We start from the raw sequence: 23,486 nt of genomic DNA, 5'->3' as shown, positions 1-23,486 counted from the left end.
ATGAATGGCGACCCTACGTTTTATCTGTCCCAGTATGACTCTTCTAAGCTGTCTTCCCGCTCCGGCAGGCCGCGCGTCAGACGCGGTGAATGCTGGTTCAGCACCTGATAACTTACCCGGTTTGCGTATTTACACACCTGTGCCAGTGACGAATAGGTCAGGTAGGCGCGGCCGTGTTTGCTGGAGTTAGGCACTTTTTGGCGGTGGAAGTTGTTGGCGGTGATGTCATGCAGCAGCGCCGCCAGCGCACCATCGCCCGCGCCGTTGGTGTTCATGATCTTCTCTGGCCCGCCCATATAAGGCGCGATATGCGAGAAGATGCGCAGCGGCTGATCGCAATCCTTGTGGCGCATCGCGCGGCTAAATTCATATTGGTTGAACTCAGCCAGCGCGCCCGGCAGCAGCGGATGATTGGTTTTACGTTTGTACTCTTCTTCGGTGAAACCGGCCATGTACAAACCGGTTGGCCCGGCGGTGCACAGCACCAAATCCACCCAATCCAGCGCCATATTCGACGCCAGCAGCGGATCCTGTTCACCAGTCAGCGCAAAGGCTTCTTCTTCGTTCATCGCCACAATCGAGACGTGATCGCGCAGGAAATCGCGCCAGAACTGCGGGTTATCCTGAATCACGTATTTGGTGCCGAGCGTCAGCACCACCGGCACATTGTGCTTTTTGGCGTATTCGATGGCGCGCAAGGTGGCTTCCGGCATCGGTTCGCCCGGCTGGCAACGTACCAGATACGAGGTCAGCACCAGCGCCGATGCGCCCGCAATCACCTCTTCCGGAATACTGTTGGCCTGCAGCTGATTCATTAAGCCGGGACTGATGGCGAAGGTACGTTCGCCCTGCTCGCCAATCAGCGTGAAGCAGCGGCCAATCGCGCCATCAACGCCCTGCAGGAAGTTAAGATCCATGCGGCTGGAGGTGTTGCACAGGTAGCGATAAGCGTAGCCGCCGATTTGGATGTTATTGCACATCACGCCGAGCAGCACTGAGCGATCATCCGCCAGCACCGAGTAGTTATGCAGGGTATTTCCGATGGTGCCACCGGCAAATTGATGGCTGATGAGCTCTTCACGCATCAGTTCGTTGTAGAGCGCCTCGGCGGTAGCATCATCGATCACCAGCGAGTGACCGGCGCTTAAGCCGTAACGCTGCAGAAAGTCGTCGTCGACTTTAGCTTCAATATCCACCAGCGTCTGGTCGATACCCACCACCCAACTGCCCTCTTCCTGCTCTTGCTGCGTTGCTTGCAGCAGCGGATCGCGCGCGTTGACGGGGAAATAGTGTTTGGATTTGCGTTTGCCGGGAAATTTCATCGAGAGTGCCGTCAGGGAAAATCAGGCAGAGAATGATATCACACTCTCTGCCACACCCTTAACGGCGCGCGTTGACCAGCTGAACCATCATTTCAATGTGCTCAGCATCGTCGTTGAGCGCAGGAATGTACTCGAACTTTTCGCCGCCGGCATGCAGGAAGATCTCGCAGTTTTCACCGCTGATCTCCTCCAGCGTTTCGAGGCAATCCGCGGCAAAGCCCGGACTCATCACCTGCACGTGCTTGATGCCTTTGGCCGGCAAACTCTTCATGGTTTCGTCGGTATACGGCGTCAGCCACGGCTCGCGACCAAAGCGCGACTGGAAGGTCATCATGATCTTGTGCGGCGCAATACCCAATGCCGCGGCCAGCGCGTCGGTGGTGTCTTTGCAGCGCAGCGGATAATCGTCGCCTTCATTGGCGAAACGCTGCGGAATGCCGTGATACGACAGCACCAGCAGATCCGGTTCGCCATGCAGCGCAAACGAGCGCTCAACCGAGGCTTTCAGTGCGGCGATGTAAGCCGGATGCTCGGCGTAATCGCGGATAAACGCCACTTCCGGCAGTGAACGCAGCGGTTTGAAGCTGGTGGCTAAGCCATCCCATACAGCGGCAACCGTTGAGCAGGAGAACTGCGGATAGAGCGGCAGCACGATGAGTTTGGTTACGCCCTGATCCAGCAAGCGTTTTAACGCGCTGTCGAGGCTTGGCTGGCCGTAGCTCATGCCCAGTTCAACCGGCATATCGAGGCGCTGCGCCAATGCGTCACGTTGACGCTTGCTGAACACCATCAGTGGTGAACCTTCATCCATCCACACGGAAGCATAAAGTTTCGACACGCGTGGCGAACGGAAAGGCACGATGATGAAATTGAGAATCGGCCACCACAATAAGCGCGGTGTATCAACCACTCGTGGATCGCCGAGGAATTGTTTCAGATAGCGTTTAACCGCAGGTGTTGTGGGTGCGTCTGGTGTGCCTAAGTTAACCAGCAAAACCCCGGGCTTTTCTTGCCTCATTGTATTTCCTTGATGTCGAAACGAATGGGTCGAATGCAAAATCAGGGGGAAATTGTAGCGGAAATCGAGGGAGGGGAAAGCAATTGCTGCAAAAGGGCCGGACAACCGGCCCTATCAACGCATTAACCGAGAATCGTGGCCAATTGCGTGCTCACTTCAGCGACAGGACGCGTGCCGTCGATTTTGTGATATTCAGTGTTGCCGTCTTGCGCTTCTTTGCCGTAGTAGGCAATCAGCGGCGCGGTCAGCTGATGGTATTCAACCAGACGCTTACGCACGGTCTCTTCCTGGTCATCTTTACGCGTGGTCAGCTCTTCGCCGGTCAGGTCATCTTTACCTTCCACTTTCGGTGGATTGTAAGTGACGTGATACACGCGGCCCGATGGCGTGTGTACGCGACGACCAACAATACGATCCACAATCAGCTCGTCCGGTACAGCGAACTCCAGCACGTAGTCAACCTTGATGCCCGCTTCTTTCATGGCGTCAGCCTGCGGGATAGTGCGTGGGAAGCCATCGAGCAGGAAACCGTTTTTGCAGTCTTCCTGCGCGATACGCTCTTTAACCAGCGCAATCACCAGCTCGTCAGTCACCAGTTTACCGGCATCCATGATCGCTTTTGCCTGTTGGCCCAGTTCCGTACCTGCTTTAACTGCCGCACGTAACATGTCACCGGTGGAGATTTGCGGAATACCGTATTTCTCCATGATGAATTGAGCCTGAGTGCCTTTACCTGCGCCCGGAGCTCCGAGCAGAATAATACGCATTGCGTAATTCCCCTTGCGAATCGCATTGTTCAATCTGAGAAGGCGAAGAACATACCATTATGGCCCGCGCACCACAAGGAAACGGGCGCGCTCGCCACGAAAGGTCTACTTTGACCTGCTTTGTCAGCAAATACCAGCAGAGTGCCCGTTTTTAGGAATCACGGCTAAGCATGAGTGCGTCTTTGAGACGTTTTTTCAGTACAGGCGTGACGTTCAGCTGTTTGTTGACGCCGCCGCGCACGTCGGCGCGCAAGCGTAAACGCGCCTGTTGCGGCAACACCTGAATATCCTGCGGCAATTCACTGGCATTGAGGCCGTTCGGCAGCGGAAAAAGCGCAAAGGGTAAACCCGGTTGCTGAATGGAATGCAGGATGAAAGGCGAGTCGAGTGCGATATTTTCCACCATCGCAATATTGAACGGACGCCATTCGCTGTCCTCGATCATCGTCAGCGCCTGTTCTGGTGCGTCACGAAGCGCTAATCCTTGCTCAAACAGCCGCAGTTCGCTGCGCACCAGCGTGCTGAAATCGGCAGTGCGCAACGCGATCAACACCAGATCGCCGCATAATGCCGCGTGACGATCGAGGCGAGCAACAAACAGGCGCGCATCGCTCACCAACCGCTTGTGCAACTGCGTGGCAAACGACTCCGACGCATCGGTAACGCCGTGGCTTTGGCATTCGCTTAGCGCCCGCACACGACCTTGCTGCATATCGACATGATCCACTAACGCAATGTTGCCCGCCGTCATCGGCAAAGTGTGCAGCACGCTGAGTTCGCTGACCGGATGGTGCGAGGCATAGCGCGTTTGATTACGTGATTGTTCCTGACGGAGAAACAGCTGGGAAAGCAGCACCCGCGAGATATGCAAAGAGGGTGCAAAGAAGAGATCGTAATTTTCAAGCCGGTAATGACGGGAAAGCAAGCCGCGAAGCTTATCGCGCGCCGCCGCCGCCCTGGCAGTAGCAAGTTGTGGAGCCATCGCGTGATAGGTCTCTTATTATTGTGCTGTGTGTGGGAGGTGAAACCTGCGGTGATAGTCGGCGTGAAACACAGAGAGCCGGAGCCGTCAACCCGCCAGAATCTGGGGGAAAGGTTAGGCCAATGCGGCTGGACATTAAAATGATATAAACTGACAATCCCTGTTAGGTTTTTACACAGGGGACGAGTATGACCGCGCTTCCATCGTTACGTGCACTGCACTATTTCCACCAGGCGGCACTGTATAGCAGTTTTAGCGTTGCGGCCGAACGTCTGCATGTCACCCATAGCGCCATTAGCCATCAGGTTCGACAACTGGAGAGCTGGATGGGGAAGCCGCTGTTTGTGCGCACCAATGGACGCGTCAAATTAACCTCACACGGTGAACGTTTGCTGGTGAGCTGTCAGAAAGCTTTTAGCGAACTCTCAACTACCTGCGAAAGCATCCGTACCGGCATGCGCCATCACCTCAGCGTCTCCTGCGCGCCCAGCTTTCTCTCGCAATGGCTGATTCCGCGTATTGCCAGCTTTTATCAGCGCTATCCCGATATAGAAGTGCAGTTTCAGTCGCTGGTGGAGATCGACCAACTGCGCAGCGAGCACACCGATGTGCTGATCCTCAGCGCCGAGCAGTCGCCGGATGACGATATTGATGCCACTTTGATCAGCGATGATTACATCGGCCCGCTGTGCGCCCCGCAGTTTGCTGCCCGTTTTCAGAGCGAGCAGGATCTCGCCTCGCTGCCGTTGCTGCACGCCGATACGCGGCTGCATGCGTGGGCCGAATGGGCGAAAACCAGCGGCGTGCGCGGCAATTACTGGATCGGCAAGCATTTCGATAATTTGACGTTAGGCATTCAGGCGGCGAGAAATGGATTGGGCGTGATTATGGCGCCGCGCTTGCTGGTGCGTCAGGAGTTGAGTGACGGCACCTTGATTGCGCCGCTGGGCTTTGTGCGTGTTGATCGCGCCACTCTGATGATGACCAAGACTTCGCGCCAGCACGATGCGGAGATTACCTTGTTTCGCGATTGGTTGCGGGATCAGGCACAGATTTAAGAGCAGATAATAAAAAGGTCGCCATGAATGGCGACCTTACGGGTTTGGTGCGATTACGCCGTCAACAACTGGTTCATGCGACGGATAAACTGGTTTGGATCGTCCAGCGTACCGCGCTCGGCCAGCAGCGCCTGATCCAGCAGCAGCTCAACCCACTCGGCAAAGCGCGTTTCGTCCTGGGTGTCGGCCACGCGTTTCACCAGCGTATGATCCGGATTGATCTCGAAGATGTACTTCACTTCCGGCACGTCCTGACCCGCTGCGGCAAACAGTTTCGCCATTTGCGTGGTCATTTCGTTGGCATCGGTGGTGACGATCGCTGGCGTGTCGGTGAGTCGATGCGTCAGACGCACCTCTTTCACACGCTCTCCCAACAGCGTTTTCACACGCTCAACAAACGGCTCCAGCGCTTTCTCCGCTTCTTTCTGTTCTTCGGTCTCTTCGTCGGCCAGTTTGCTCAGCGAATCATCCGCTTTGCTGACTGACTGGAAGGTTTTGCCGTCGAACTCGGTGAGGTAGCTCATCATCCATTCGTCGATGCGATCGGAGAGCAGCAGCACCTCGATGCCTTTCTTACGGAACAGTTCCAGATGCGGGCTGCTCTTCGCGGCGGCATAGCTGTCGGCGGTGATGTAATAAATCTTATCCTGACCTTCCACCATGCGCGTCAGGTAGTCGTCGAGCGAAATGGTCTGCTCGGCGCCTTCGCTCTGGCTGGTGGCAAAGCGCAGCAGTTTGGCAATCTGTTGCTGGTTAGCGTTGTCTTCTGCCGGGCCCTCTTTCAGCACCAGACCGAACTCTTTCCAGAACTGCTGATATTTTTCTGCGTCGTCTTTCGCCAGTTTTTCCAGCATCTGCAGGCTACGCTTGGTCAGCGCGGCGCGCAGGCTCTGGGTCACGCGGCTGTCCTGCAGGATTTCACGCGATACGTTCAGCGGCAGATCGTTGGAATCTATCAGACCACGCACGAAGCGCAGGTAGTTCGGCATGAACTGCTCGGCGTCGTCCATGATGAACACGCGTTGCACGTAAAGTTTCAGGCCGTGCTTGCTGTCGCGATTGAACATGTCAAACGGCGCGCGTGATGGCAGATACAGCAGGCTGGTGTATTCCTGCTTACCTTCCACGCGGTTGTGGCTCCAGATCGCCGGATCGCTGAAATCATGGGCGATATGTTTGTAAAACTCGTTGTACTCGTCGTCGCTGATCTCGGACTTGTTACGCGTCCACAATGCCTGGGCTTTGTTGATCTTTTCCCAGGTGATGGTGTCGCTCTCTTCGTCTTTGCTTTCGATTTCGACCGGCAGCGCGATGTGATCGGAGTATTTGCTGATCACGTTACGTACGCGCCACGCATCGAGAAAATCGTCTTCCCCTTCACGGAAGTGCAGCGTGATTTCGGTACCACGATCGGCTTTCTCAATCTCCGCCAGCGTGTATTCGCCTTCGCCGGCAGATTCCCAGAACACCGCTTCATCGGCTTTAGCGCCAGCGGCGCGGGTGCGCACGGTGACTTTATCCGCCACGATGAACGCCGAGTAGAAGCCCACGCCGAACTGGCCGATCAGCTGGCTGTCTTTCGCCTGGTCGGAGCCCATGGATTCGAGGAAGGATTTGGTACCGGATTTCGCGATGGTGCCGAGGTTCTCAATCACCTCATCACGGCGCATACCGATGCCGTTATCGCTGAGCGTCAGCGTGCGGTTTTCCGGGTTGACCGAGATACGTACGCGCAGGTCGCCGTCGCCTTCATACAGATCGGGCGTCGACAGCGCGCGGAAGCGCAGTTTGTCGGCGGCATCTGAAGCGTTGGAAATCAGCTCGCGCAGGAAAATCTCTTTATTTGAATAGAGCGAATGGATCATCAGGTGCAGAAGTTGTTTTACCTCTGACTGGAAGCCACGCGTCTCTTGTCCTTTCATGGTCATTGCTACCTCAACTGAATCGGGGTTGATGATACGTTGAGAGAGAAATGGGGATGAAGGGCAGGATTTCAAGCCGATGTCTGCGAAGACATCGGCAAGTGATTAGAAATTAATCTTGTGGCGTCCGGCGAGCGAGTGCGACAGCGTGGTGCCATCGACCATTTCCAGCTCACCGCCAACCGGCACACCGTGCGCAATGCGGCTGGCATCAACGCCATATTGTCCGCACAGCTCGGCGATGTAGTTGGCCGTGGCTTCCCCTTCCACCGTGGGATTGGTGGCGAGGATCACTTCGGTTAAGGTTTCGCGCTCGAGACGCTGCTCCAGCCGATCCAGACCGATATCCTGTGGACCAATGCCATCCAGCGGTGACAAGTGGCCCATCAGCACAAAGTAGCGGCCGCCAAACTGGCCGGTCTGCTCAATGGCGTGGATATCTGCCGGGCTCTCCACCACGCAAATCTGGCCGTTTTGCTGACGACGCGGATTGGCGCAGATGGTGCAGATTTCTTGCTCGGTGAAGGTACGGCAATCGGCGCAGTGGCCAATTTCCGACATGGCGCGGGTCAACGCCTGCGCCAGACGCATGCCACCGCTACGATCGCGCTGCAACAGCTGAAAAGCCATGCGCTGCGCCGACTTCGGGCCAACGCCCGGCAGGCAGCGCAACGACTCCATCAAAGATTCAAGCAGTGGACTGGTTTGCATCAGAACGGCATCTTGAAGCCAGGTGGCAGCTGCATACCTGAAGAGACCGCAGCCATCTTCTCTTTCTGCGTTTCGTCGATACGACGTGCCGCATCGTTGAAGGCCGCAGCGATCAGATCTTCCAGCATGTCTTTGTCATCTTCCAGCAAGCTTGGATCGACTTCGACACGACGGCAGTTGTGCGCACCGTTGATGGTTACTTTAACCAAGCCAGCACCTGATTCACCGGTCACTTCGATCGCGGCGATCTCTTCCTGAACTTTGGCCATTTTGTCTTGCATCTGCTGGGCCTGTTTCATCAGGTTGCCCAATCCGCCTTTACCAAACATAGTTTTCTCTCTCTGCTGGGGCTGCGCGCATTTGACGCGCGGCAGCATGTTCACACCGGTCGAATACTCTCTTCATCCAAATCGGCATCGAAGAATCGACGCAATGTCTGAATATGGGTATCACTTTCGATCGACTGCCGCGCCTGCGACAGCTTCTCTTCATAAATGGCCTGGCGCCACTCCAGTGGCGTCAATACCGTAGGATTATCGTCTTCAATAATGGTCAATTCAACCGGCTGACCGGCAGACTGACTCAACGCGTCCGCCAGCGCTTGCTTGGCAGATGCAGAATTCAGATGGCGCTGGCTGCTGCGCAGATGCAGCGTAATGCCATTCTCGCCCACCTCTTTCCACGCATTGAGCGCCACTTGCTGCACCAGTTTCGGCAGCGTCAGCGCGGCGATTTCTGCGGCCCACGCATCGCGCTGCTGGGCTTCTTCCGCCAGACGCAGCGCCAGCTCTGGCGTTTTCTCATGCTCCAGTGCCGAACGCAAGGCTTTTGGCGTCGCCACCGGCTCCGCTTTAACCTCAACCGGCAGCTGCGTTTTCCAGCGATAGGCTTCCGGTTTAGCCGGAGCTTTTACCGTGGGTTCAGACGCACGTTGTTGCACACGTTCAGTGACGCTAGCGAGACGTTCCAGCGCCGGATTCGCCGGCCGCGCGGAACGCGCTGCCGGCTCACTCTTTTTTGCTTTGCCGGCTCCCTGACGCAGCAACTGCGTTCGCGCCTGTAACAACTGGCTGGTGGAGTCGGGTAACGGATCGGGCGCAGGCTGCATGTCTGGATAATCATCCGACATTGGCGGCGCGTCATGGTTCGGCGGTGCCATCTGCGGCTGCGCAGCCGGAGCGGGCACGGCTTTTGGTGAGGCTTGCGGCGCCGCAACCTGCGGAGCAGCTTGTGGCGTCAAGGTGGGACGCGCCACCGGCTCGGCAATCGTTGCCTGCGGATGGAAGGCCAGCGCACGCAGCAGCGTCATCTCCACGCCTAAGCGCCGATCCGGTGCCAGCGGCAGATCTTTACGTCCCATCAACAGCGTTTGGTAATAGAGCTGTACATCAGCCGGTGGCAGCACGCGCGCTAATTCACGCAGGCGATCGGCCTGGCTAAGATCGTCCTCACTGAGCGAGCTCGGTAACAGCTGCACCATCGCAATGCGGTGCAGCAAACGCAGCATCTCAACCAGCAGCGCTTCCCACTCCACCCCGCGCGATGCGGCCTGATTCAGCAGCGCCATCACCTGTTCGCCCTGCCCCTCCACCAGCGCTTCAATCAGCGCCAGCGGCTGTTCGTCGTCGAGTGTGCCGAGCATTTGTGCCACGGTGTCACGCGTTACGCTGCCCTGCCCCATGGCAATCGCCTGGTCGGTCAGGCTCAGCGCATCGCGCATACTGCCGTCAGCGGCGCGCGCCAGCAGATGCAGCGCGCGCGGTTCGGCAGCAATCTGCTCCTGCTGCAACACATGCGCCAGCTGCTGCTGGATTTGCTCAACGTCGAGCGCTTTAAGATGGAATTGCAGGCAACGTGACAGAATCGTCACCGGCAGCTTCTGCGGATCGGTGGTCGCCAGCAGGAATTTAACGTGCGATGGCGGCTCTTCCAGCGTTTTCAGCAGCGCGTTGAAGCTGTGGCGCGACAGCATGTGCACTTCATCGATCAGATAGACCTTGAAGCGACCACGCGCGGGCGCGTACTGCACGTTATCGAGCAGATCGCGCGTGTCTTCAACTTTGGTGCGTGAGGCGGCATCGATCTCAATCAGATCGACAAAGCGGCCCTGCTCGATTTCGCGGCAGTTGTCGCATTGTCCGCACGGCGTTGACGTGATGCCGGTTTCACAGTTAAGGCCCTTCGCCAGCAGACGGGCGATCGAGGTTTTACCCACGCCGCGGGTGCCAGAAAAGAGATAAGCATGATGGATTCGTCCCAGTGACAACCCGTTAGCCAGCGCAGTCAGCACATGTTCCTGACCGACTACGTCAGCGAAGGCCTGGGGACGCCATTTTCGCGCAAGTACCTGATAGCTCATGTGGATTCAATCACTGGAATTTAGGGAGAAGGGAGAAAATGCAGCTTCGCAAACCCTGTTTATTTTGGCAGTAGTTTAACAGCCACCAGCGGATCAGCAACCACTAACTTTGCAGAGGTGGCGCCCCGCCGCATAGCGGAGCGCGCAGGCCTTAGTGGCCGGGGAAATTCACCAGGCTGAAGCACTCGACGCCCATGGCGGTCAGGCGGGCTTCGCCGGTCAGGTCAAACAGATTAATCACGAATGCGGCGTCTTTCACTTCACCACCGGCGCGGCGGATCAGTTTCACCGTTGCTTCCAGCGTGCCGCCGGTTGCCAGCAGATCGTCCACCACCAGCACCACATCGCCTGGCTTAATGGCATCTTTGTGCAGTTCCAGCGCATCGGTGCCGTATTCCAGCTCATAGCTTTCGCTGAAGGTTTCACGCGGCAGTTTACCTGGCTTACGCACCGGCACAAAACCCACGCCCAAACCCAGCGCCACCGGTGCGCCAAACAGGAAGCCACGCGCTTCCGTTCCCACCACCTTGGTGATGCCTTTGTTACGATAACGCTCAACCAGAATGGCGATCGACGCGGCATACGCCTGCGGATCTTCCATCAGACTGGTTACGTCACGGAACAGAATGCCCGGCTTCGGATAGTCAGGAATGCTTTTAATGCTGTTTTTGATGAGTTCAAGCTGCTGCGCAGTTGCGGTCATAAATGTTACGCCTGGAGAAAATATCTAATACGCGCAGCTTCTCTAGCGCCAAACCCCGGAAACCGGGTTAAGCGAAGTCGTTTATAAGGGAAGCCACGCACGAAGATGCCCAAATCTATGCAAATACCCGGCTAAATGCAACCCTCACGCTACTGTTGTGGCGGGCTGGCATCCTCGGCAACAACCGGAATGCGCCACATGAAAAGCAGCAGCATGCACAGCATCGCGCCTAACAGAATGCGTACCCACAGCAGGTTCACCAGATAAATCGAGATTGAAAAGGTAATCACAATCAGCAACATGGCGCGAATCTTGGCACCAGGCGGCATGGCACGATGCTGCTGCCAGTGACGAATGTAGCGGCCAAACGGCGATTTCCACAGCAGCCAATGGTGGAAACGCGGCGACGAGCGGGCAAAACACCAGGCCGCCAGCAACACAAATGGCGTCGTAGGTAATAAAGGTAATACAATGCCCAGCGTACCTAGCACAATCGCCAGCCAGCCAAGGCTCAGTAGTAAAATGCGCTGCATGCCTGATGCCTGAATGAGTCAAAACAGCGTTACGTTAACACAGTCGGAAACAGAGTGATGCCCCAACCGCCCGCACAGCAGCGTCTCCACGCCATGTTAGATCTACTGCGCCAGCAGATTGCACAGCAGCCGGATGGTGCCTGTCGTCAGCCGCGCTTTGACTCTCAACTGTTTCGCACTAGCGGCACGCGTCTGGCGGATTATCTGCGCGAACTGGAAGGCAATATTACACAGCTAACCGCAGCCGATACCGATGTGGTACGTCGTCAATGGCTGGCGGAGAAAGTGTTGGATCAGATTGCCGCCTTGCAGCGCGAATGCCAAAGCCAACAGCTGCGGGTTAAGCGCGAGCGGCCACGCGTCGATGCGCGCCAGACCAAACGTGAAGAGTATCAAGGCTACGAAAAGCGCTTACTGGCGATGATTCAACAGCGCGAACAGCATCTGGCGCGCGCCGAAACCCTTAGCGTTCAGCAGCAGCTAATTCGTGAAGTTGATCAATTGCAGGAGCGCCTGGCACGTTGCCGCGCCGCCATCTACAAACTGGAGTTGCCTTCTATGCCACGCTAAACGTGGCGCTTTTTCCTCTATACTCAGTGCGGAGAGAAAAAGGAGAAAAATCATGACGCTGGTTTTTTGGATTGTAATTGGTTTAGCGGCAGGCTGGCTTAAGCGGGTGATTTTTCCCGGTCGTCCGGGAGGATTTGTGCCTACGCTGGTGCTGGCGGTGATTGGCGCGCTGATTGGCGGCTATATCGCTACCTATTTCACCACCGGCGATCTGGCCGCCTTGCATCCAGCCGGTTTCGCCAGCGCGCTGCTGGGCGCACTGTTAATGCTGCTGGTCGCGGCGAAATTACGTATTTAGGAGAAACAATGTCACTGGACAGCGCACCCGACGAAATCAAGCTTGCCGTCGATCTGATTCAACTGCTTGAAGAGAATAATGTTCCCACCGCCACCGTGCTGGCCGCGCTGGCAATTGTTCAGCGGGATTATCAACAAAAGAAAGCGGCGGAAGATGCTGCTTAACGTGGCCCGGTGGTAAGTGTTGGACTAAGGCGCAACATATCCAAAAATGCATCCACCAGCTGCGGCGCATCGGCAGCCAAATCATAAGCCTGCGGATTGAATAACCAGTTTTCCATCATGCCGTTGATGTAGCCACACATCAGACGTGCAGACTGCCGCGTATTGATGTTACCGGGCAACTGACCGACCTCAATACACTCTTTCAACACCACTTCAATGCGGTCGTAACACTCCAGCAGTAAGCTTTGGCGCATATCCTGTAACGTCGACATTTCGCCAACAAACTCACACTTATGGAAGATAATCTCCATTAATGCGCGTCTTTGTGGATCCTTTGCTGTGGCGTCAAGGATATAGATCAACATTGAACGTACAACAGAAAGTGGATCACCCGGGTATTTTGTCTGATACTCAAGTTCCACATCGTCCAGCCCAGCGTCACAACGTAGCCAGATTTCATGTAAGAGATCGGCTTTGTTTTTGAAATGCCAGTAGATAGCCCCGCGCGTGACGCCGGCCGCTGTTGCGATATCCGCCAGAGACGTGGCGGCCACACCATGTTCGGAAAAGTGTGCTAATGCGGCGTCAAGAATTTGATGCCGTGTTTCAAGAGCTTGCGCTTTGGTTTTTCGTGCCATGCTGGGCTTTTTTTACAAACTTGTAAGTTTACATACATTTGTGAATGTATGTACCATAGCACGACCCGTGTTTTAACGCAGCAATGGGTTTATCGGTTTGTGATCCATTGATCATTTGATATCGGACACTAGAGGTTTATTTATGAATAAAAACAGAGGATTAGCGCCTCTGGCGGCCGTCCTGATGCTTTCAGGCAGCTTTTTGTTAACAGGATGTGATGATAATAAATCCCAGCAAGCCGCCCAGCAGCAGCCCCCAGAAGTGGGTGTTGTGACGTTAAAAAACGAACCATTGCAAATTACCACTGAGCTGCCGGGCCGTACCTCGGCTTTCCGCGTTGCGGAAGTTCGCCCTCAGGTGTCAGGTATTATTCTCAAACGTAATTTTGTTGAAGGTAGTGATGTAAAAGCCGGTCAGTCGCTGTATCAGATCGATCCCGCCACCTATCAGGCGGCATACGACAGCGCTAAAGCGGATTTAGCCCAGGCTGAAGCCAATGCTCGCGTGGCGCAGTTGACCATCACGCGCTATAAGCCGCTGCTGGGTACCAAGTACATCAGTCAGCAGGACTATGACACCGCCGCAGGCACAGCAGCCCAAACTGCTGCAGCCGCACAGGCTGCGCGTGCCAACGTTGAAACCGCACGCATCAATCTGGCGTATACCAAAGTGACCTCGCCAATCAGCGGTCGTATTGGTAAATCGTCAGTGACCGAAGGTGCGCTGGTTTCGAGTGGGCAAACTACCGCGCTGGCCACCGTGCAACAGCTCGATCCTATGTATGTCGACGTGACCCAATCCAGTGATGAATTCCTGCGTTTGCGCGCAGAACTGGAATCCGGTCAGCTGAAACAGAACGACGGTAAGGCCAACGTCACCCTGCTGATGCAAAACGGTAACGCATACCCGCAAACAGGCACATTGGAATTCTCTGATGTGAGCGTGGATGAAACCACCGGTTCAATCACGCTGCGCGCCATCTTCCCGAATCCGGACAATCGCCTGCTGCCAGGTATGTTTGTTCGCGCACGTCTGGATGAAGGCACCAATCCAACCGCATTGCTGGTACCGCAACAGGGCGTAACACGTACCCCAACCGGTCAGGCAACGGCGATGGTAGTGGGCGCGGATAATAAAGTGGAATCTCGTAATATCACCGCTAATCAGGCATTTGGTGACAAATGGCTGGTAACGGAAGGTCTTAAAGCAGGCGATCGGGTGATCACCACCGGTATCCAGCGTGCCAAACCGGGTGCGCAGGTGACGCCACAAGAAGTCTCCGATGATGCCAAAGCTGCACCAGAATCACCGTCTGCTAAATCATCGTCATAACAGGAGCCACTGATACATGGCTAAGTTCTTTATTGATCGCCCCATTTTTGCGTGGGTGCTCGCCATCATCATCATGTTGGTTGGTGTGCTATCGATTATCAGCCTGCCGATTGAGCAATATCCCAATGTTGCGCCGCCGGCAGTTGAGATCCAGGCGACCTATCCGGGTGCTGATGCGAAAACGCTGCAAGATTCGGTGACGCAGGTCATCGAGCAAAACATGAACGGTATCGATGGCCTGATGTATATGTCATCGAGCAGTGATTCGTCGGGCACATTGACGCTGACGCTGACCTTCCAATCCGGTACTGACGCAGATATCGCGCAGGTTCAGGTACAGAACAAACTGCAGCTGGCTACGCCGTTACTGCCACAAGAAGTGCAGCAACAGGGGATTCAGGTTAAGAAATCCTCCAGCAGCTTCCTGATGGTGGCAGGTTTCGTCAGCGATAACGACAACATGACGCAGAACGATATTTCTGACTATGTTGCTTCGAACATCAAAGATCCGGTCAGCCGTATGCCGGGGGTTGGTGATACGCAGGTGTTTGGTGCGCAGTATGCGATGCGTATCTGGCTGGACCCACACAAGCTGAATAACTACTCACTAACGCCAGTGGATGTCATCAGCGCATTGAAAGTCCAGAACACCCAAATCGCCGCTGGCCAGTTGGGAGGTACGCCACCTGTACCTGGTCAACAGCTTAATGCCTCGATCATTGCGCAAACCCGTCTGACTTCAACAGATGAGTTCGGCAAGATCTTGCTGAAAGTGAATCAGGATGGTTCCCAAGTGCGCCTGCGTGACGTGGCGAAGATTGAACTCGGTGGTGAAAACTACGAGATCATCGCGCGTTATAACGGTAAGCCAGCTTCTGGTATCGGTATCAAACTGGCAACTGGCGCTAACGCGCTGGATACCGCCGATGCGGTAAAAGCTGAGCTGGCGAAACTGCAGCCGTTCTTCCCGGCAGGCATGAAAACGGTTTATCCGTACGACACCACGCCGTTCGTGAAAATTTCGATTTTCGAAGTGGTGAAAACGCTGTTTGAAGCGATCGTGCTGGTGTTCCTGGTGATGTATCTGTTCCTGCAGAACTTCCGTGCGACCTTGATTCCAACCATCGCCGTACCGGTAGTCTTGCTGGGTACTTTTGCTGTCATCAGCGCCTTTGGTTACTCGATAAACACCCTAACGATGTTCGGGATGGTGCTCGCCATCGGCCTGTTAGTGGATGACGCCATCGTGGTGGTCGAGAACGTTGAACGTGTTATGGCTGAAGAGGGTTTACCGCCGAAAGAAGCCACCAAACGTTCGATGGAGCAGATTCAGGGCGCGTTGGTCGGTATCGCGTTGGTGCTATCAGCGGTATTTATCCCGATGGCATTCTTCGGCGGTTCAACCGGTGTCATCTATCGCCAGTTCTCGATCACCATCGTTTCCGCGATGGCGCTGTCGGTGCTGGTGGCGTTGATTCTGACTCCAGCGCTTTGTGCCACCTTGCTGAAGCCGGTGGAAAAAGGTACCCATGGTAAAACTACCGGCTTCTTTGGTTGGTTTAACCGTGTGTTCGATAAGAGCACCAACCACTATGTTGATAGTGTGGGCCACATCGTTCGCAGCACCGGTCGTTACCTGCTGATTTATCTGGTAATCGTCGTCGGCATGGCCTACCTGTTCATAAAACTGCCTACCTCATTCCTGCCGGAAGAGGATCAGGGGCTGTTACTGGCTCAGGCGCAGTTGCCAGCGGGTGCAACCCAGGAACGTACGCAGAAAGTACTGGATCAAGTTACTGACTACTTCCTGAATAAAGAGAAAGACAGCGTGAATTCGGTGTTTACCGTTAACGGCTTCGGCTTTGCCGGTCGTGGACAGAACACCGGTATCGCGTTCGTCAGCCTCAAGCCGTGGGATGAGCGTGGCGATGCCAGCCTGAAAGTGCCTGCGATTGCCGGTCGTGCCATGCAGGCGCTCGGTCAAATCAAAGATGCAATGGTGTTCCCGTTCAACCTGCCAGCGATTATCGAACTGGGTAACGCCACCGGCTTTGACTTCATGCTGACCGATCAGGGCAACCTGGGCCACGAGAAGCTGACTGCCGCGCGTAATCAGCTGTTTGGCATGATCGCCCAGCATCCGGATACGCTGGTGGGCGTGCGTCCAAACGGTATGGAAGATACGCCACAGTACAAACTGATTATCGATCAGGAAAAAGCGCAGGCGCTGGGTGTGTCGCTGTCAGACATCAACACCACGCTGGGCGCCGCATGGGGCGGTTCTTACGTCAACGACTTCATCGACCGCGGTCGCGTGAAGAAAGTGTACGTAATGGGCCAGGCCGATTCACGTATGTTGCCGGACGATATCAGTAAGTGGTTCGTGCGCAACAGCGGCGGCACTATGGTTCCGTTCTCCGCCTTCTCTTCGGCGAAGTGGCAGTACGGCTCGCCACGTCTGGAGCGTTACAACGGCTTGCCATCAATGGAGATTCTCGGCCAGGCTGCACCAGGCAAGAGCTCCGGTGATGCCATGAACCTGATGGAACAGCTGGCAGGAAAACTGCCTGCGGGAATCGGTTACGACTGGACCGGCATGTCCTATCAGGAACGCTTGTCAGGTAACCAGGCACCGGCGCTGTATGCTATCTCGCTGATTGTGGTGTTCCTGTGTCTGGCCGCGCTGTATGAGAGCTGGTCGATTCCGTTCTCAGTGATGTTGGTGGTACCGCTGGGTGTTGTCGGCGCACTGATCTTCACCACGGCGCGTGGCTTGAGTAACGACGTCTACTTCGTGGTGGGCTTGTTGACCACCATAGGATTGTCGGCGAAGAACGCCATCCTGATTGTCGAATTCGCCAAGGATTTGATGGAGAAGGAAGGCAAAGGGCTGGTTGAGTCAACGCTGGAAGCATCCCGTATGCGTCTGCGTCCGATTCTGATGACCTCGCTCGCCTTTATCCTCGGCGTAATGCCGCTGGCGATCAGCACCGGTGCTGGCTCTGGCGCGCAGAACGCGGTAGGTACCGGCGTAATGGGCGGGATGGTAACAGCGACCGCGCTGGCTATCTTCTTCGTTCCGGTGTTCTTCGTGGTGGTACGTCGTCGCTTCAGTAAGAACAAAGGTGACCTCGAACAAGGTCATCCGGTAGAGCACAAACACTAAGTTCTACCCTTGCCTAAAAGGCCGCTGATGCGGCCTTTTTTATTGCTGCTTCCCTGCCCCGCCAAAATCCCTGCGTTTTTCACGGTTGCAATCAGCCACTCTCGGGCTCATAATATTGTTATAGTATAACATTACATAACGAGGTTACTATGAAACCGAATATCCATCCCCTTTATCGCCCAGTGGTGTTCCACGACACCTCGGCCAACGAATACTTCAAAGTCGGCTCCACTATTAAGACTGAGCGCACCATTGAGTTTGAAGGTGAAGTGCTGCCGTATGTCACGCTGGATGTCTCGTCAAAATCCCACGTGTTCTACACCGGCAAACAGAAAGATTTCGCCAAAGAAGGCAGCACCGCGCGCTTCAACCAGCGTTTTGGCAGCTTCCTGTCGCGCAACAAGTAACGCTGGAGAGAAGAGATGCAGGTATTGAGTTCATTGCGCTCTGCAAAGACGCGCCATAAAGATTGCAAAGTCGTGCGTCGTAAAGGTCGCATTTATGTGATTTGCAAAACCAATCCGCGCTTTAAGGCGGTTCAGGGAAGAAAGAAAAAAAGGTAGGAAAGTGTCGTGATAATTGGCCGGGATGCTCCCCGGCCTTTTTTTTACTTCATACTATGCAGAATGGCGTCCACATTGTGTTTGAACGCAGCAACATAGGTCGCTGCCGGGCCATTCGCTTCCGACAGCGCTTCAGGATAAAGTTCCCCGCCCGGCTGTGCGCCGGTTTCGCTGGCAATCTGTTTTACCAGACGCGGATCGGTTTGATTCTCCATGAAGTAAGTTTTGATGTGCTCGGCCTTCAGCTGTTTGATGATCGAAGCCACATCGCTGGCGCTGGCTTCCGCTTCTGTAGAGAAGCCCACCGGCGCAAGGAAACTAACGCCATAACGTTGGCCAAAGTAGCCAAAGGCATCGTGGCTGGTCAGGACCTTACGTTTGTTCTTCGGTACTTCAGCAAAGGCGGTTTTCGCCCAGCTATCTAGCTTTTGCAACTGCTGAATGTAGCTTTCCCCGCTTTTGCGAATATCCGCCGCATCTTCAGGATCGGCTTTGATCAGCGCATTCATCACATTGGTGGCGTAGATCACACCGTTTTGCATGCTGTTCCACGCGTGCGGATCGGTGACGCTTTTACCGTCCTCTTCCATCTTGCGCGTGTTAACACCGTTCGAGGCCACTACGATGGTGCCTTTATAACCTGACGCGCTAATCAGGCGATCCATCCAACCTTCCATGCCCAAACCGCTGACAAACACCACATCCGCTTTCGACAGCGCCTGGCTATCTTGCGGCGTCGGTTCGAAGGTGTGCGGATCGCCGTTCGGGCCGACCAGCGATTTCACGTTGACGTGATCGCCACCGACCTGTTTAACGATATCCGCCAGCACGGTAAAACTCGCCACAACATCAACCCTCTTCGCCAGCGACAGTGGGCTAATCAGCATGGCGCCAATCGCCAGACTCAGCGGTAACTTTTTCATTCATATCCCCTTATTGGTTTCGTTATCGACGGCGCAACAGGCCGCCACATGGTCCTGTCAAAACAGAAAGCAGAAACAGCACCGCAGCACTCAGCACCACCGCCGGTCCAGCCGGCAGCGAGAAATGCCACGAAAGAATCAAACCGATAAATGCAGAGATGATCGCCAGCAGCATGGCGATGCCGAGCATGCAAGCCAGATGGCGACTCCAGAAGCGTGCGCTGGTGGCCGGCAGCATCATCAATCCCACCGACATCAGCGTGCCCAGCACCTGAAAACCCGCCACCAGATTGAGCACCACCAGCATCAGGAACAGACCATGCACCAGCGGTGCGCTCCATTTGCCCTGTGCGCGCAGGAAATCGGGATCGAAGGCATCGATCACCAACGGACGGAAGATCACCACCAGCAGCAGCAAGGTCGTAGCGGCAATGCCGCCAACCAGCAGAATTGCCGCGTTATCCACCGCCAGCAGCGATCCAAATAACACGTGCAGCAGATCAACGCTGGAACCACGCAGTGACACCAGCGTGACGCCGAGTGCGAGAGAGCCGAGGTAGAAGCCCGAAAAACTGGCATCCTCTTTGAGGTGCGTATAACGGCTGACCGCCCCCGAGAGCAGCGCCACCGCCAAACCGGCAATCAGGCCGCCAATGCCCATCGCCACCAGCGATAATCCCGACACCAGATATCCAATCGCCGCTCCGGGTAATACCGCATGTGATAGCGCATCGCCGACCAGACTCATGCGGCGTAGGGAGAGGAAAACGCCCAGCGGCGTGGCGCTAATTGCTAATGCAATGCAGGCCACCAACGCACGGCGCATGAAACCAAATTCGATAAAGGGTTGAAGTAATGTCACGACGCTACCCTACGCAACGTTGGCGTTTGTGCGGAATCAGCGTCATCGAGCGATAACACATCCTGAAAATAGCGCGCCACCAGCGGCCGATCGTGTAGCACCACTAATAATGTGGTGCCCGCCTGCTGCTGCTGTTCGAGGATCGACATCAGTAAAGTGACGGTTTGGCTATCAATGCCGTTGAAGGGTTCATCCAGCAGCCAGAGCTGACTGCGCTGCAACATTAGGCGCGCGAACAGCACGCGCTGCAGTTGTCCGCCAGATAAAGTGGCTGGCTGCGCATCGGCAAATTCACGCATTTGCACCGCATCCAGCGCGGCATCAATTTCCAGACGTAAGGCGCGATTAATGCCACCAAACCAGCCGCAGCGTGGCCAACAGCCCATCGCCACCAGTTCATAAGCAGTAAGAGGAAAGCGGGTTTCGAGTTCACTGCGTTGTGGTAACCAGCCCAGCGCTTTACGTGGGATCTGCAATTCGCAGCTGCCGGAAATCGGCGGCAGTAAGCCGGCAATGGTTTTCAATAAGGTCGATTTGCCGGTGCCATTAGCGCCAATCAGCGCCGTCATGCTGCCCTTTGCCAGCTCACCATTAACGACAGGCGTCACCGCACGGCCTTGATAACCTGCTTGTAAGCGGTTGAAATGCATCATTTCTGCATGCCCCACCATAAGGCTATTGCCAGAAAGGCAATCAGCATCAGCGCAACCAGCAAACGGCCGCCCAGGGAAAGAAGTAAACCGCTGTGATTCATACTCATCAACCAAAAATGTTATAACATAACAATTATGTTACCCGAATCTTCCTCTATTGCGCCCGAGCAAAAGTGTTTCAAAAGTTGATCGCTCAAGACGATTACCGCTGTAATTCGCCGTTTCGCCATGATTGAGTTATGAAACCCATCACAACGATTACTCTTTCTGTTTATTAGCGACTTGCAATGTCACCCAATAAGCTCAATGATAGAAACATCATTCTTTTACTGGATACAAAATGCCGTCTATTATTCATTGTGATATTGCTGTGGATGAGGACGATTGCGAAAAGTTGGTAAGAATTATCCAGGGGAATATTCTCAAAATAGCCGAGGCATTAGCCGGTGATTTACAGTGGTATTCTCAAAACGCGCAATTAGTTCCCGAGAGCTTCCAGATTATTTCTATTCAACCAACCAACAACAATCGATTTAAAATGCTTTACGATTTCAGCTGGAATTTATTTAATCCTTGCCTGGATTTAAATGAAACGTTTAAGCGTCGTGAAGAAGTGTTGTTTCAGGTAACGCCCGGCGCGCTGGTGTTTGAAGTGATTGACAATGAGCGCCCCTCTCCTGCCGACGAATTGTAATATTTGGTAATTGAGGTGAGCAAAGCTAATGATTGTGGATTACATTTAAGGAGTCGCTGAATTCAATTTTATTCGAGATCGCTTCCTGGTAGCTTTTCCTAATCTCGCCGCGCTGCGGTAACTGTGCTAGCTATGGAGGGGAAAAAGATGGACGAATACTCACCGAAACGGCATGATATTGCCCAGCTTAAATACCTGTGTGAGAACTTGTTCGACGAAAGTATGGCGACATTGACTGATAGCCATCATGGTTGGGTTAATGATCCTACTTCGGAAAGCAATTTACAGCTCAACGATTTGATTGAGCATATCGCTTCTTTCACGATGAATTACAAAATTAAGCACGTTGAAGATGAAGCCCTGATTACGCAAATCGATGAATATCTTGACGATACCTTTATGCTGTTCAGCAGCTATGGAATCAATACTCAGGATCTTCAACGGTGGCAGCGTTCAGCAAAACGTTTATTTAATCTGTTTGCCGAAGAGTGTGCTTATCTCCAACAACCTAGCCATTCCTTTTAGCACCAGACTGAGACCGGTTTATTTATGAGCAACCAAGCCTTAACCAAAACAGATTATTTGATGCGACTGCGCCGCTGTCGCTCAATCGATACCCTTGAACGGGTTATCGAAAAAAACAAGTATGAATTACCTGATAATGAACTCGCGGTATTCTATTCGGCAGCCGATCATCGTCTGGCTGAACTGACCATGAATAAGCTTTACGATAAAGTACCGGTTTCTGTCTGGAAGTTCGTCCGCTAAGTTTTTCCCCTAACAGCCGCTCTGCACCATCATCGTATTAATCAAGGATTGAATCACAGGCAAAGGATTGCCAGATTTCTCTGTGCGTAAAATTCTGTGGAGTATTAGGCGGGTACAAAATGGTGGGGGCCCTGCCAGCTACATCCCGGCACACGCGTCGCCTGCTGCGGCTGCTTCCTTCCGGATCTGACCGAGTTCACAAGTTAGCATTGCGGGAGAACCAACAGGGCCCCCATTGACAAGCCCTCATTTCGAGAGCGCAGGCATTATCAAGTATGCCCCTGGCAATTGCAAGCGCAGGCCCGACAACCGTTGGTTTCTTGCACAAGCACACAGCAATGCGCTGATGTCTACCCTTCTGCATGCTAAAGTTTGCCCTTTCCTGATGAAAATAGGTGCGCATATGAGCGACCAAAACAATTTCTCTGAGCGCGTGTGGCAAATCATTGCAGCCATTCCGCCAGGAAAGGTCACCACTTACGGTGATGTTGCACAGTTGGCCGGTTCGCCACGCGCAGCACGTCAGGTAGGTGGCGTATTACGTCGTTTGCCGGAAGGCAGTAAATTACCCTGGTTTCGCGTTATCAATCGCCATGGCCGCATTTCACTGCAGGGCGACGATCTGTTTCGTCAGCGGGATGCGCTGGAAGCGGAAGGGATTGAAGTGAGCGATGCTGGGGAGATTGAGCTGGAAAAATATCGTTGGGAAATTTAGCGGTGCGATATGTCGCGCACAAGCCCGCTGCCGTTCCGTAAAGCCGCTGTCTCGTCCCTGATCGCTCGGCACACGCCATCCATGGCGTGTGACGCTTTACTCCACGGCAGCGGGCCTGTGCGCTTGGCCTATGCCGTTTGGTAGATTACAAACTCGTCGGTGCCGGCACCGAAGACGATGGCGTCACCTGCGTAGGTGAAGTCGAAGGCACGGTTGTTGCGGCACCCGGCTGGGTTTGCATCGCGACGTTAGTCACAGGCACCAACAGCAGTTCGGCTTTTGTTCCGCCCTGATTAATCACCGGTTTCACCGTATCGGTGATAAACGCCAGCTTGCCATCAATCGAAATCGCCGCACTTAACAGAATGCGCGCGTTCGGCTGGATGTCAGCCGGATTGAACGGCAAGACAAACTGGAACGGTGACTGTTTGCCTTCCGTACGCACTACGCGCTGCGACAACACTTTCGAAGGCGCATCGGCCAGCGATGCATCAGACAGCGTTACGGTTAGCACGGAATCCGGTGGCAGCGCGATGCGCTGGCGGATATACACCGAACCACTGACATTCGGCTGCGCAATGGCGGCCTGCTGCCCCGCTACCGCTGAGCCGAGTGTAGGTGTGGCCACCGGCTTGCTATGGTCCGCACAACCGGTAATCGCCGCTGCCAGGGTCATACCGCTAATAACTTGCCAGATTTTCATCGATGTCGTCTCCTTATGAACACTATGATTGTCGGCGGTAAATTGAATGCTTAGCTTTTCA

The 23,486-nt window shown here is 54.6% G+C and carries 27 protein-coding genes, 1 other RNA gene and 1 other annotated feature; of the genes, 12 read left to right on the top strand and 16 right to left on the bottom strand.

Features of this window, described 5'->3' with window-relative positions; translation table 11 throughout:
• Positions 1-20: 20 nt before the first annotated feature.
• From NR302_RS05265 to NR302_RS05250, 4 genes are all read right to left on the bottom strand, one after another.
• Positions 21-1,322 (bottom strand): inosine/guanosine kinase, encoded by a 1,302-nt coding sequence (locus NR302_RS05265; protein WP_008103861.1) that lies wholly within the window; start codon positions 1,320-1,322, stop codon positions 21-23.
• A gap of 58 nt (positions 1,323-1,380) precedes the next feature.
• Complete coding sequence (gene hemH / locus NR302_RS05260; protein WP_154153565.1) at positions 1,381-2,340, bottom strand: ferrochelatase; 960 nt, start codon at positions 2,338-2,340, stop codon at positions 1,381-1,383.
• A 122-nt stretch (positions 2,341-2,462) separates the two neighbouring features.
• Positions 2,463-3,107 carry an adenylate kinase gene (gene adk, locus NR302_RS05255; protein WP_008103865.1) on the bottom strand — a complete coding sequence of 215 codons (645 nt, stop codon included), beginning with the start codon at positions 3,105-3,107 and terminating at the stop codon, positions 2,463-2,465.
• Between the two features lie 151 nt (positions 3,108-3,258).
• On the bottom strand, positions 3,259-4,089 hold the full coding sequence (locus NR302_RS05250) for a DUF6024 family protein (RefSeq protein WP_258144719.1): 831 nt from the start codon (positions 4,087-4,089) through the stop codon (positions 3,259-3,261).
• A 188-nt stretch (positions 4,090-4,277) separates the two neighbouring features.
• Between NR302_RS05250 and NR302_RS05245 the strand changes: the two genes are divergently transcribed.
• Positions 4,278-5,147, top strand: a complete 870-nt coding sequence (locus NR302_RS05245; protein WP_008103869.1) for a LysR substrate-binding domain-containing protein — start codon at positions 4,278-4,280, stop codon at positions 5,145-5,147.
• Between the two features lie 53 nt (positions 5,148-5,200).
• On the opposite strand, the gene htpG is transcribed toward NR302_RS05245, so the two are convergent.
• The 6 genes from htpG to NR302_RS05215 all read right to left on the bottom strand — a co-directional run bounded on the left by htpG (position 5,201) and on the right by NR302_RS05215 (position 11,375).
• Entirely contained in the window at positions 5,201-7,075 is a 1,875-nt protein-coding gene (htpG, locus tag NR302_RS05240) for a molecular chaperone HtpG (RefSeq protein WP_258144718.1), read from the bottom strand.
• A 99-nt stretch (positions 7,076-7,174) separates the two neighbouring features.
• Positions 7,175-7,780 carry a recombination mediator RecR gene (gene recR / locus NR302_RS05235; RefSeq protein ID WP_008103873.1) on the bottom strand — a complete coding sequence of 202 codons (606 nt, stop codon included), beginning with the start codon at positions 7,778-7,780 and terminating at the stop codon, positions 7,175-7,177.
• Positions 7,780-8,109 carry a YbaB/EbfC family nucleoid-associated protein gene (locus tag NR302_RS05230; RefSeq protein ID WP_008103874.1) on the bottom strand — a complete coding sequence of 110 codons (330 nt, stop codon included), beginning with the start codon at positions 8,107-8,109 and terminating at the stop codon, positions 7,780-7,782. Before NR302_RS05230 ends, recR begins: the two co-directional genes overlap by 1 nt.
• Positions 8,110-8,159: 50 nt before the next feature.
• Positions 8,160-10,139, bottom strand: a complete 1,980-nt coding sequence (gene dnaX / locus NR302_RS05225) for a DNA polymerase III subunit gamma/tau (RefSeq protein ID WP_154153574.1) — start codon at positions 10,137-10,139, stop codon at positions 8,160-8,162.
• Positions 8,757-8,818, bottom strand: a sequence feature (DnaX frameshifting element). (Overlaps the previous gene by 62 nt.)
• 151 nt (positions 10,140-10,290) lie before the next feature.
• On the bottom strand, positions 10,291-10,842 hold the full coding sequence (apt, locus tag NR302_RS05220; protein WP_008103878.1) for an adenine phosphoribosyltransferase: 552 nt from the start codon (positions 10,840-10,842) through the stop codon (positions 10,291-10,293).
• Positions 10,843-10,991: 149 nt separating this feature from the next.
• Entirely contained in the window at positions 10,992-11,375 is a 384-nt protein-coding gene (locus tag NR302_RS05215; protein ID WP_008103880.1) for a DUF454 family protein, read from the bottom strand.
• Between the two features lie 57 nt (positions 11,376-11,432).
• Between NR302_RS05215 and NR302_RS05210 the strand changes: the two genes are divergently transcribed.
• Genes NR302_RS05210 through rsmS form a run of 3 tightly spaced genes read left to right on the top strand, consistent with a single transcriptional unit; the run spans position 11,433 to position 12,407 of the window.
• Positions 11,433-11,945 (top strand): primosomal replication protein, encoded by a 513-nt coding sequence (locus NR302_RS05210; RefSeq protein ID WP_258144717.1) that lies wholly within the window; start codon positions 11,433-11,435, stop codon positions 11,943-11,945.
• Between the two features lie 52 nt (positions 11,946-11,997).
• Positions 11,998-12,243: a GlsB/YeaQ/YmgE family stress response membrane protein gene (locus tag NR302_RS05205; RefSeq protein WP_008103884.1), complete on the top strand. Its 246-nt coding sequence runs from the start codon at positions 11,998-12,000 to the stop codon at positions 12,241-12,243.
• Positions 12,244-12,251: 8 nt separating this feature from the next.
• Positions 12,252-12,407 carry a pleiotropic regulatory protein RsmS gene (gene rsmS / locus NR302_RS05200; protein ID WP_008103886.1) on the top strand — a complete coding sequence of 52 codons (156 nt, stop codon included), beginning with the start codon at positions 12,252-12,254 and terminating at the stop codon, positions 12,405-12,407.
• Here the strand turns inward: rsmS and acrR are convergent.
• Positions 12,404-13,045 (bottom strand): multidrug efflux transporter transcriptional repressor AcrR, encoded by a 642-nt coding sequence (acrR, locus tag NR302_RS05195; protein ID WP_258144716.1) that lies wholly within the window; start codon positions 13,043-13,045, stop codon positions 12,404-12,406. The two genes, rsmS and acrR, sit on opposite strands and share 4 nt — an antisense overlap.
• A 142-nt stretch (positions 13,046-13,187) precedes the next feature.
• Between acrR and NR302_RS05190 the strand changes: the two genes are divergently transcribed.
• From NR302_RS05190 to ykgO, 4 genes are all read left to right on the top strand, one after another.
• A complete protein-coding gene (locus NR302_RS05190) occupies positions 13,188-14,378 on the top strand; it encodes an efflux RND transporter periplasmic adaptor subunit (protein WP_061717445.1) in 1,191 nt (396 codons plus the stop codon).
• 16 nt (positions 14,379-14,394) lie between these two features.
• On the top strand, positions 14,395-17,544 hold the full coding sequence (locus NR302_RS05185) for a multidrug efflux RND transporter permease subunit AcrB (RefSeq protein WP_008103890.1): 3,150 nt from the start codon (positions 14,395-14,397) through the stop codon (positions 17,542-17,544).
• Positions 17,545-17,693: 149 nt separating this feature from the next.
• Positions 17,694-17,951 carry a type B 50S ribosomal protein L31 gene (locus tag NR302_RS05180; protein ID WP_008103892.1) on the top strand — a complete coding sequence of 86 codons (258 nt, stop codon included), beginning with the start codon at positions 17,694-17,696 and terminating at the stop codon, positions 17,949-17,951.
• Positions 17,952-17,966: 15 nt separating this feature from the next.
• On the top strand, positions 17,967-18,107 hold the full coding sequence (gene ykgO, locus NR302_RS05175) for a type B 50S ribosomal protein L36 (RefSeq protein WP_008103894.1): 141 nt from the start codon (positions 17,967-17,969) through the stop codon (positions 18,105-18,107).
• Positions 18,108-18,151: 44 nt separating this feature from the next.
• Here the strand turns inward: ykgO and NR302_RS05170 are convergent, their stop codons facing one another.
• Genes NR302_RS05170 through NR302_RS05160 form a run of 3 tightly spaced genes read right to left on the bottom strand, consistent with a single transcriptional unit; the run spans position 18,152 to position 20,545 of the window.
• Positions 18,152-19,030: a metal ABC transporter substrate-binding protein gene (locus tag NR302_RS05170; RefSeq protein ID WP_258144715.1), complete on the bottom strand. Its 879-nt coding sequence runs from the start codon at positions 19,028-19,030 to the stop codon at positions 18,152-18,154.
• Between the two features lie 22 nt (positions 19,031-19,052).
• Positions 19,053-19,892, bottom strand: coding sequence for a metal ABC transporter permease (locus tag NR302_RS05165; RefSeq protein WP_258144714.1), 840 nt, complete (start codon positions 19,890-19,892; stop codon positions 19,053-19,055).
• Positions 19,889-20,545: a metal ABC transporter ATP-binding protein gene (locus tag NR302_RS05160; RefSeq protein ID WP_258144713.1), complete on the bottom strand. Its 657-nt coding sequence runs from the start codon at positions 20,543-20,545 to the stop codon at positions 19,889-19,891. The genes NR302_RS05165 and NR302_RS05160 overlap by 4 nt, the downstream gene beginning before the upstream one ends.
• 340 nt (positions 20,546-20,885) lie before the next feature.
• Between NR302_RS05160 and NR302_RS05155 the strand changes: the two genes are divergently transcribed.
• The 3 genes from NR302_RS05155 to NR302_RS05145 all read left to right on the top strand — a co-directional run bounded on the left by NR302_RS05155 (position 20,886) and on the right by NR302_RS05145 (position 22,007).
• Positions 20,886-21,239 carry a hypothetical protein gene (locus NR302_RS05155; RefSeq protein WP_154153581.1) on the top strand — a complete coding sequence of 118 codons (354 nt, stop codon included), beginning with the start codon at positions 20,886-20,888 and terminating at the stop codon, positions 21,237-21,239.
• Between the two features lie 147 nt (positions 21,240-21,386).
• A complete protein-coding gene (tomB, locus tag NR302_RS05150; protein WP_007886936.1) occupies positions 21,387-21,764 on the top strand; it encodes an Hha toxicity modulator TomB in 378 nt (125 codons plus the stop codon).
• 24 nt (positions 21,765-21,788) lie between these two features.
• The gene (locus tag NR302_RS05145) at positions 21,789-22,007 is read left to right on the top strand and encodes an HHA domain-containing protein (protein ID WP_007886938.1); all 219 of its coding nucleotides are present in this window, start codon (positions 21,789-21,791) and stop codon (positions 22,005-22,007) included.
• 129 nt (positions 22,008-22,136) lie between these two features.
• Here the strand turns inward: NR302_RS05145 and ffs are convergent.
• An RNA gene (gene ffs, locus NR302_RS05140) (signal recognition particle sRNA small type) lies at positions 22,137-22,233 on the bottom strand.
• A gap of 177 nt (positions 22,234-22,410) precedes the next feature.
• Here ffs and NR302_RS05135 point away from each other — a divergent pair.
• Positions 22,411-22,722: an MGMT family protein gene (locus tag NR302_RS05135; RefSeq protein WP_008103902.1), complete on the top strand. Its 312-nt coding sequence runs from the start codon at positions 22,411-22,413 to the stop codon at positions 22,720-22,722.
• Positions 22,723-22,867: 145 nt separating this feature from the next.
• On the opposite strand, the gene NR302_RS05130 is transcribed toward NR302_RS05135, so the two are convergent.
• Positions 22,868-23,425, bottom strand: a complete 558-nt coding sequence (locus NR302_RS05130) for a YbaY family lipoprotein (protein ID WP_008103903.1) — start codon at positions 23,423-23,425, stop codon at positions 22,868-22,870.
• Between the last annotated feature and the right edge of the window lie 61 nt (positions 23,426-23,486).

It is taken from the genome of Pantoea sp. SOD02, from assembly GCF_024707505.1.
GTDB lineage: Bacteria > Pseudomonadota > Gammaproteobacteria > Enterobacterales > Enterobacteriaceae > Pantoea > Pantoea symbiotica.
This window is presented reverse-complemented; position numbering and strand designations above follow the sequence as displayed.

What these genes read in the sequence shown, in the direction of transcription:
- NR302_RS05160 (WP_258144713.1), bottom strand. Translation starts at nt 20,545, where the DNA reads ATGATGCATTTCAACCGCTTACAAGCAGGTTATCAAGGCCGTGCGGTG.
- NR302_RS05180 (WP_008103892.1), top strand. Translation starts at nt 17,694, where the DNA reads ATGAAACCGAATATCCATCCCCTTTATCGCCCAGTGGTGTTCCACGAC.
- acrR (WP_258144716.1), bottom strand. Translation starts at nt 13,045, where the DNA reads ATGGCACGAAAAACCAAAGCGCAAGCTCTTGAAACACGGCATCAAATT.
- hemH (WP_154153565.1), bottom strand. Translation starts at nt 2,340, where the DNA reads ATGAGGCAAGAAAAGCCCGGGGTTTTGCTGGTTAACTTAGGCACACCA.
- NR302_RS05245 (WP_008103869.1), top strand. Translation starts at nt 4,278, where the DNA reads ATGACCGCGCTTCCATCGTTACGTGCACTGCACTATTTCCACCAGGCG.
- NR302_RS05265 (WP_008103861.1), bottom strand. Translation starts at nt 1,322, where the DNA reads ATGAAATTTCCCGGCAAACGCAAATCCAAACACTATTTCCCCGTCAAC.
- rsmS (WP_008103886.1), top strand. Translation starts at nt 12,252, where the DNA reads ATGTCACTGGACAGCGCACCCGACGAAATCAAGCTTGCCGTCGATCTG.
- NR302_RS05155 (WP_154153581.1), top strand. Translation starts at nt 20,886, where the DNA reads ATGCCGTCTATTATTCATTGTGATATTGCTGTGGATGAGGACGATTGC.
- NR302_RS05135 (WP_008103902.1), top strand. Translation starts at nt 22,411, where the DNA reads ATGAGCGACCAAAACAATTTCTCTGAGCGCGTGTGGCAAATCATTGCA.
- NR302_RS05205 (WP_008103884.1), top strand. Translation starts at nt 11,998, where the DNA reads ATGACGCTGGTTTTTTGGATTGTAATTGGTTTAGCGGCAGGCTGGCTT.
- recR (WP_008103873.1), bottom strand. Translation starts at nt 7,780, where the DNA reads ATGCAAACCAGTCCACTGCTTGAATCTTTGATGGAGTCGTTGCGCTGC.
- NR302_RS05210 (WP_258144717.1), top strand. Translation starts at nt 11,433, where the DNA reads ATGCCCCAACCGCCCGCACAGCAGCGTCTCCACGCCATGTTAGATCTA.
- NR302_RS05230 (WP_008103874.1), bottom strand. Translation starts at nt 8,109, where the DNA reads ATGTTTGGTAAAGGCGGATTGGGCAACCTGATGAAACAGGCCCAGCAG.
- NR302_RS05170 (WP_258144715.1), bottom strand. Translation starts at nt 19,030, where the DNA reads ATGAAAAAGTTACCGCTGAGTCTGGCGATTGGCGCCATGCTGATTAGC.
- ykgO (WP_008103894.1), top strand. Translation starts at nt 17,967, where the DNA reads ATGCAGGTATTGAGTTCATTGCGCTCTGCAAAGACGCGCCATAAAGAT.
- NR302_RS05190 (WP_061717445.1), top strand. Translation starts at nt 13,188, where the DNA reads ATGAATAAAAACAGAGGATTAGCGCCTCTGGCGGCCGTCCTGATGCTT.
- htpG (WP_258144718.1), bottom strand. Translation starts at nt 7,075, where the DNA reads ATGACCATGAAAGGACAAGAGACGCGTGGCTTCCAGTCAGAGGTAAAA.
- adk (WP_008103865.1), bottom strand. Translation starts at nt 3,107, where the DNA reads ATGCGTATTATTCTGCTCGGAGCTCCGGGCGCAGGTAAAGGCACTCAG.
- NR302_RS05185 (WP_008103890.1), top strand. Translation starts at nt 14,395, where the DNA reads ATGGCTAAGTTCTTTATTGATCGCCCCATTTTTGCGTGGGTGCTCGCC.
- tomB (WP_007886936.1), top strand. Translation starts at nt 21,387, where the DNA reads ATGGACGAATACTCACCGAAACGGCATGATATTGCCCAGCTTAAATAC.
- apt (WP_008103878.1), bottom strand. Translation starts at nt 10,842, where the DNA reads ATGACCGCAACTGCGCAGCAGCTTGAACTCATCAAAAACAGCATTAAA.
- NR302_RS05250 (WP_258144719.1), bottom strand. Translation starts at nt 4,089, where the DNA reads ATGGCTCCACAACTTGCTACTGCCAGGGCGGCGGCGGCGCGCGATAAG.
- dnaX (WP_154153574.1), bottom strand. Translation starts at nt 10,139, where the DNA reads ATGAGCTATCAGGTACTTGCGCGAAAATGGCGTCCCCAGGCCTTCGCT.
- NR302_RS05145 (WP_007886938.1), top strand. Translation starts at nt 21,789, where the DNA reads ATGAGCAACCAAGCCTTAACCAAAACAGATTATTTGATGCGACTGCGC.
- NR302_RS05130 (WP_008103903.1), bottom strand. Translation starts at nt 23,425, where the DNA reads ATGAAAATCTGGCAAGTTATTAGCGGTATGACCCTGGCAGCGGCGATT.
- NR302_RS05215 (WP_008103880.1), bottom strand. Translation starts at nt 11,375, where the DNA reads ATGCAGCGCATTTTACTACTGAGCCTTGGCTGGCTGGCGATTGTGCTA.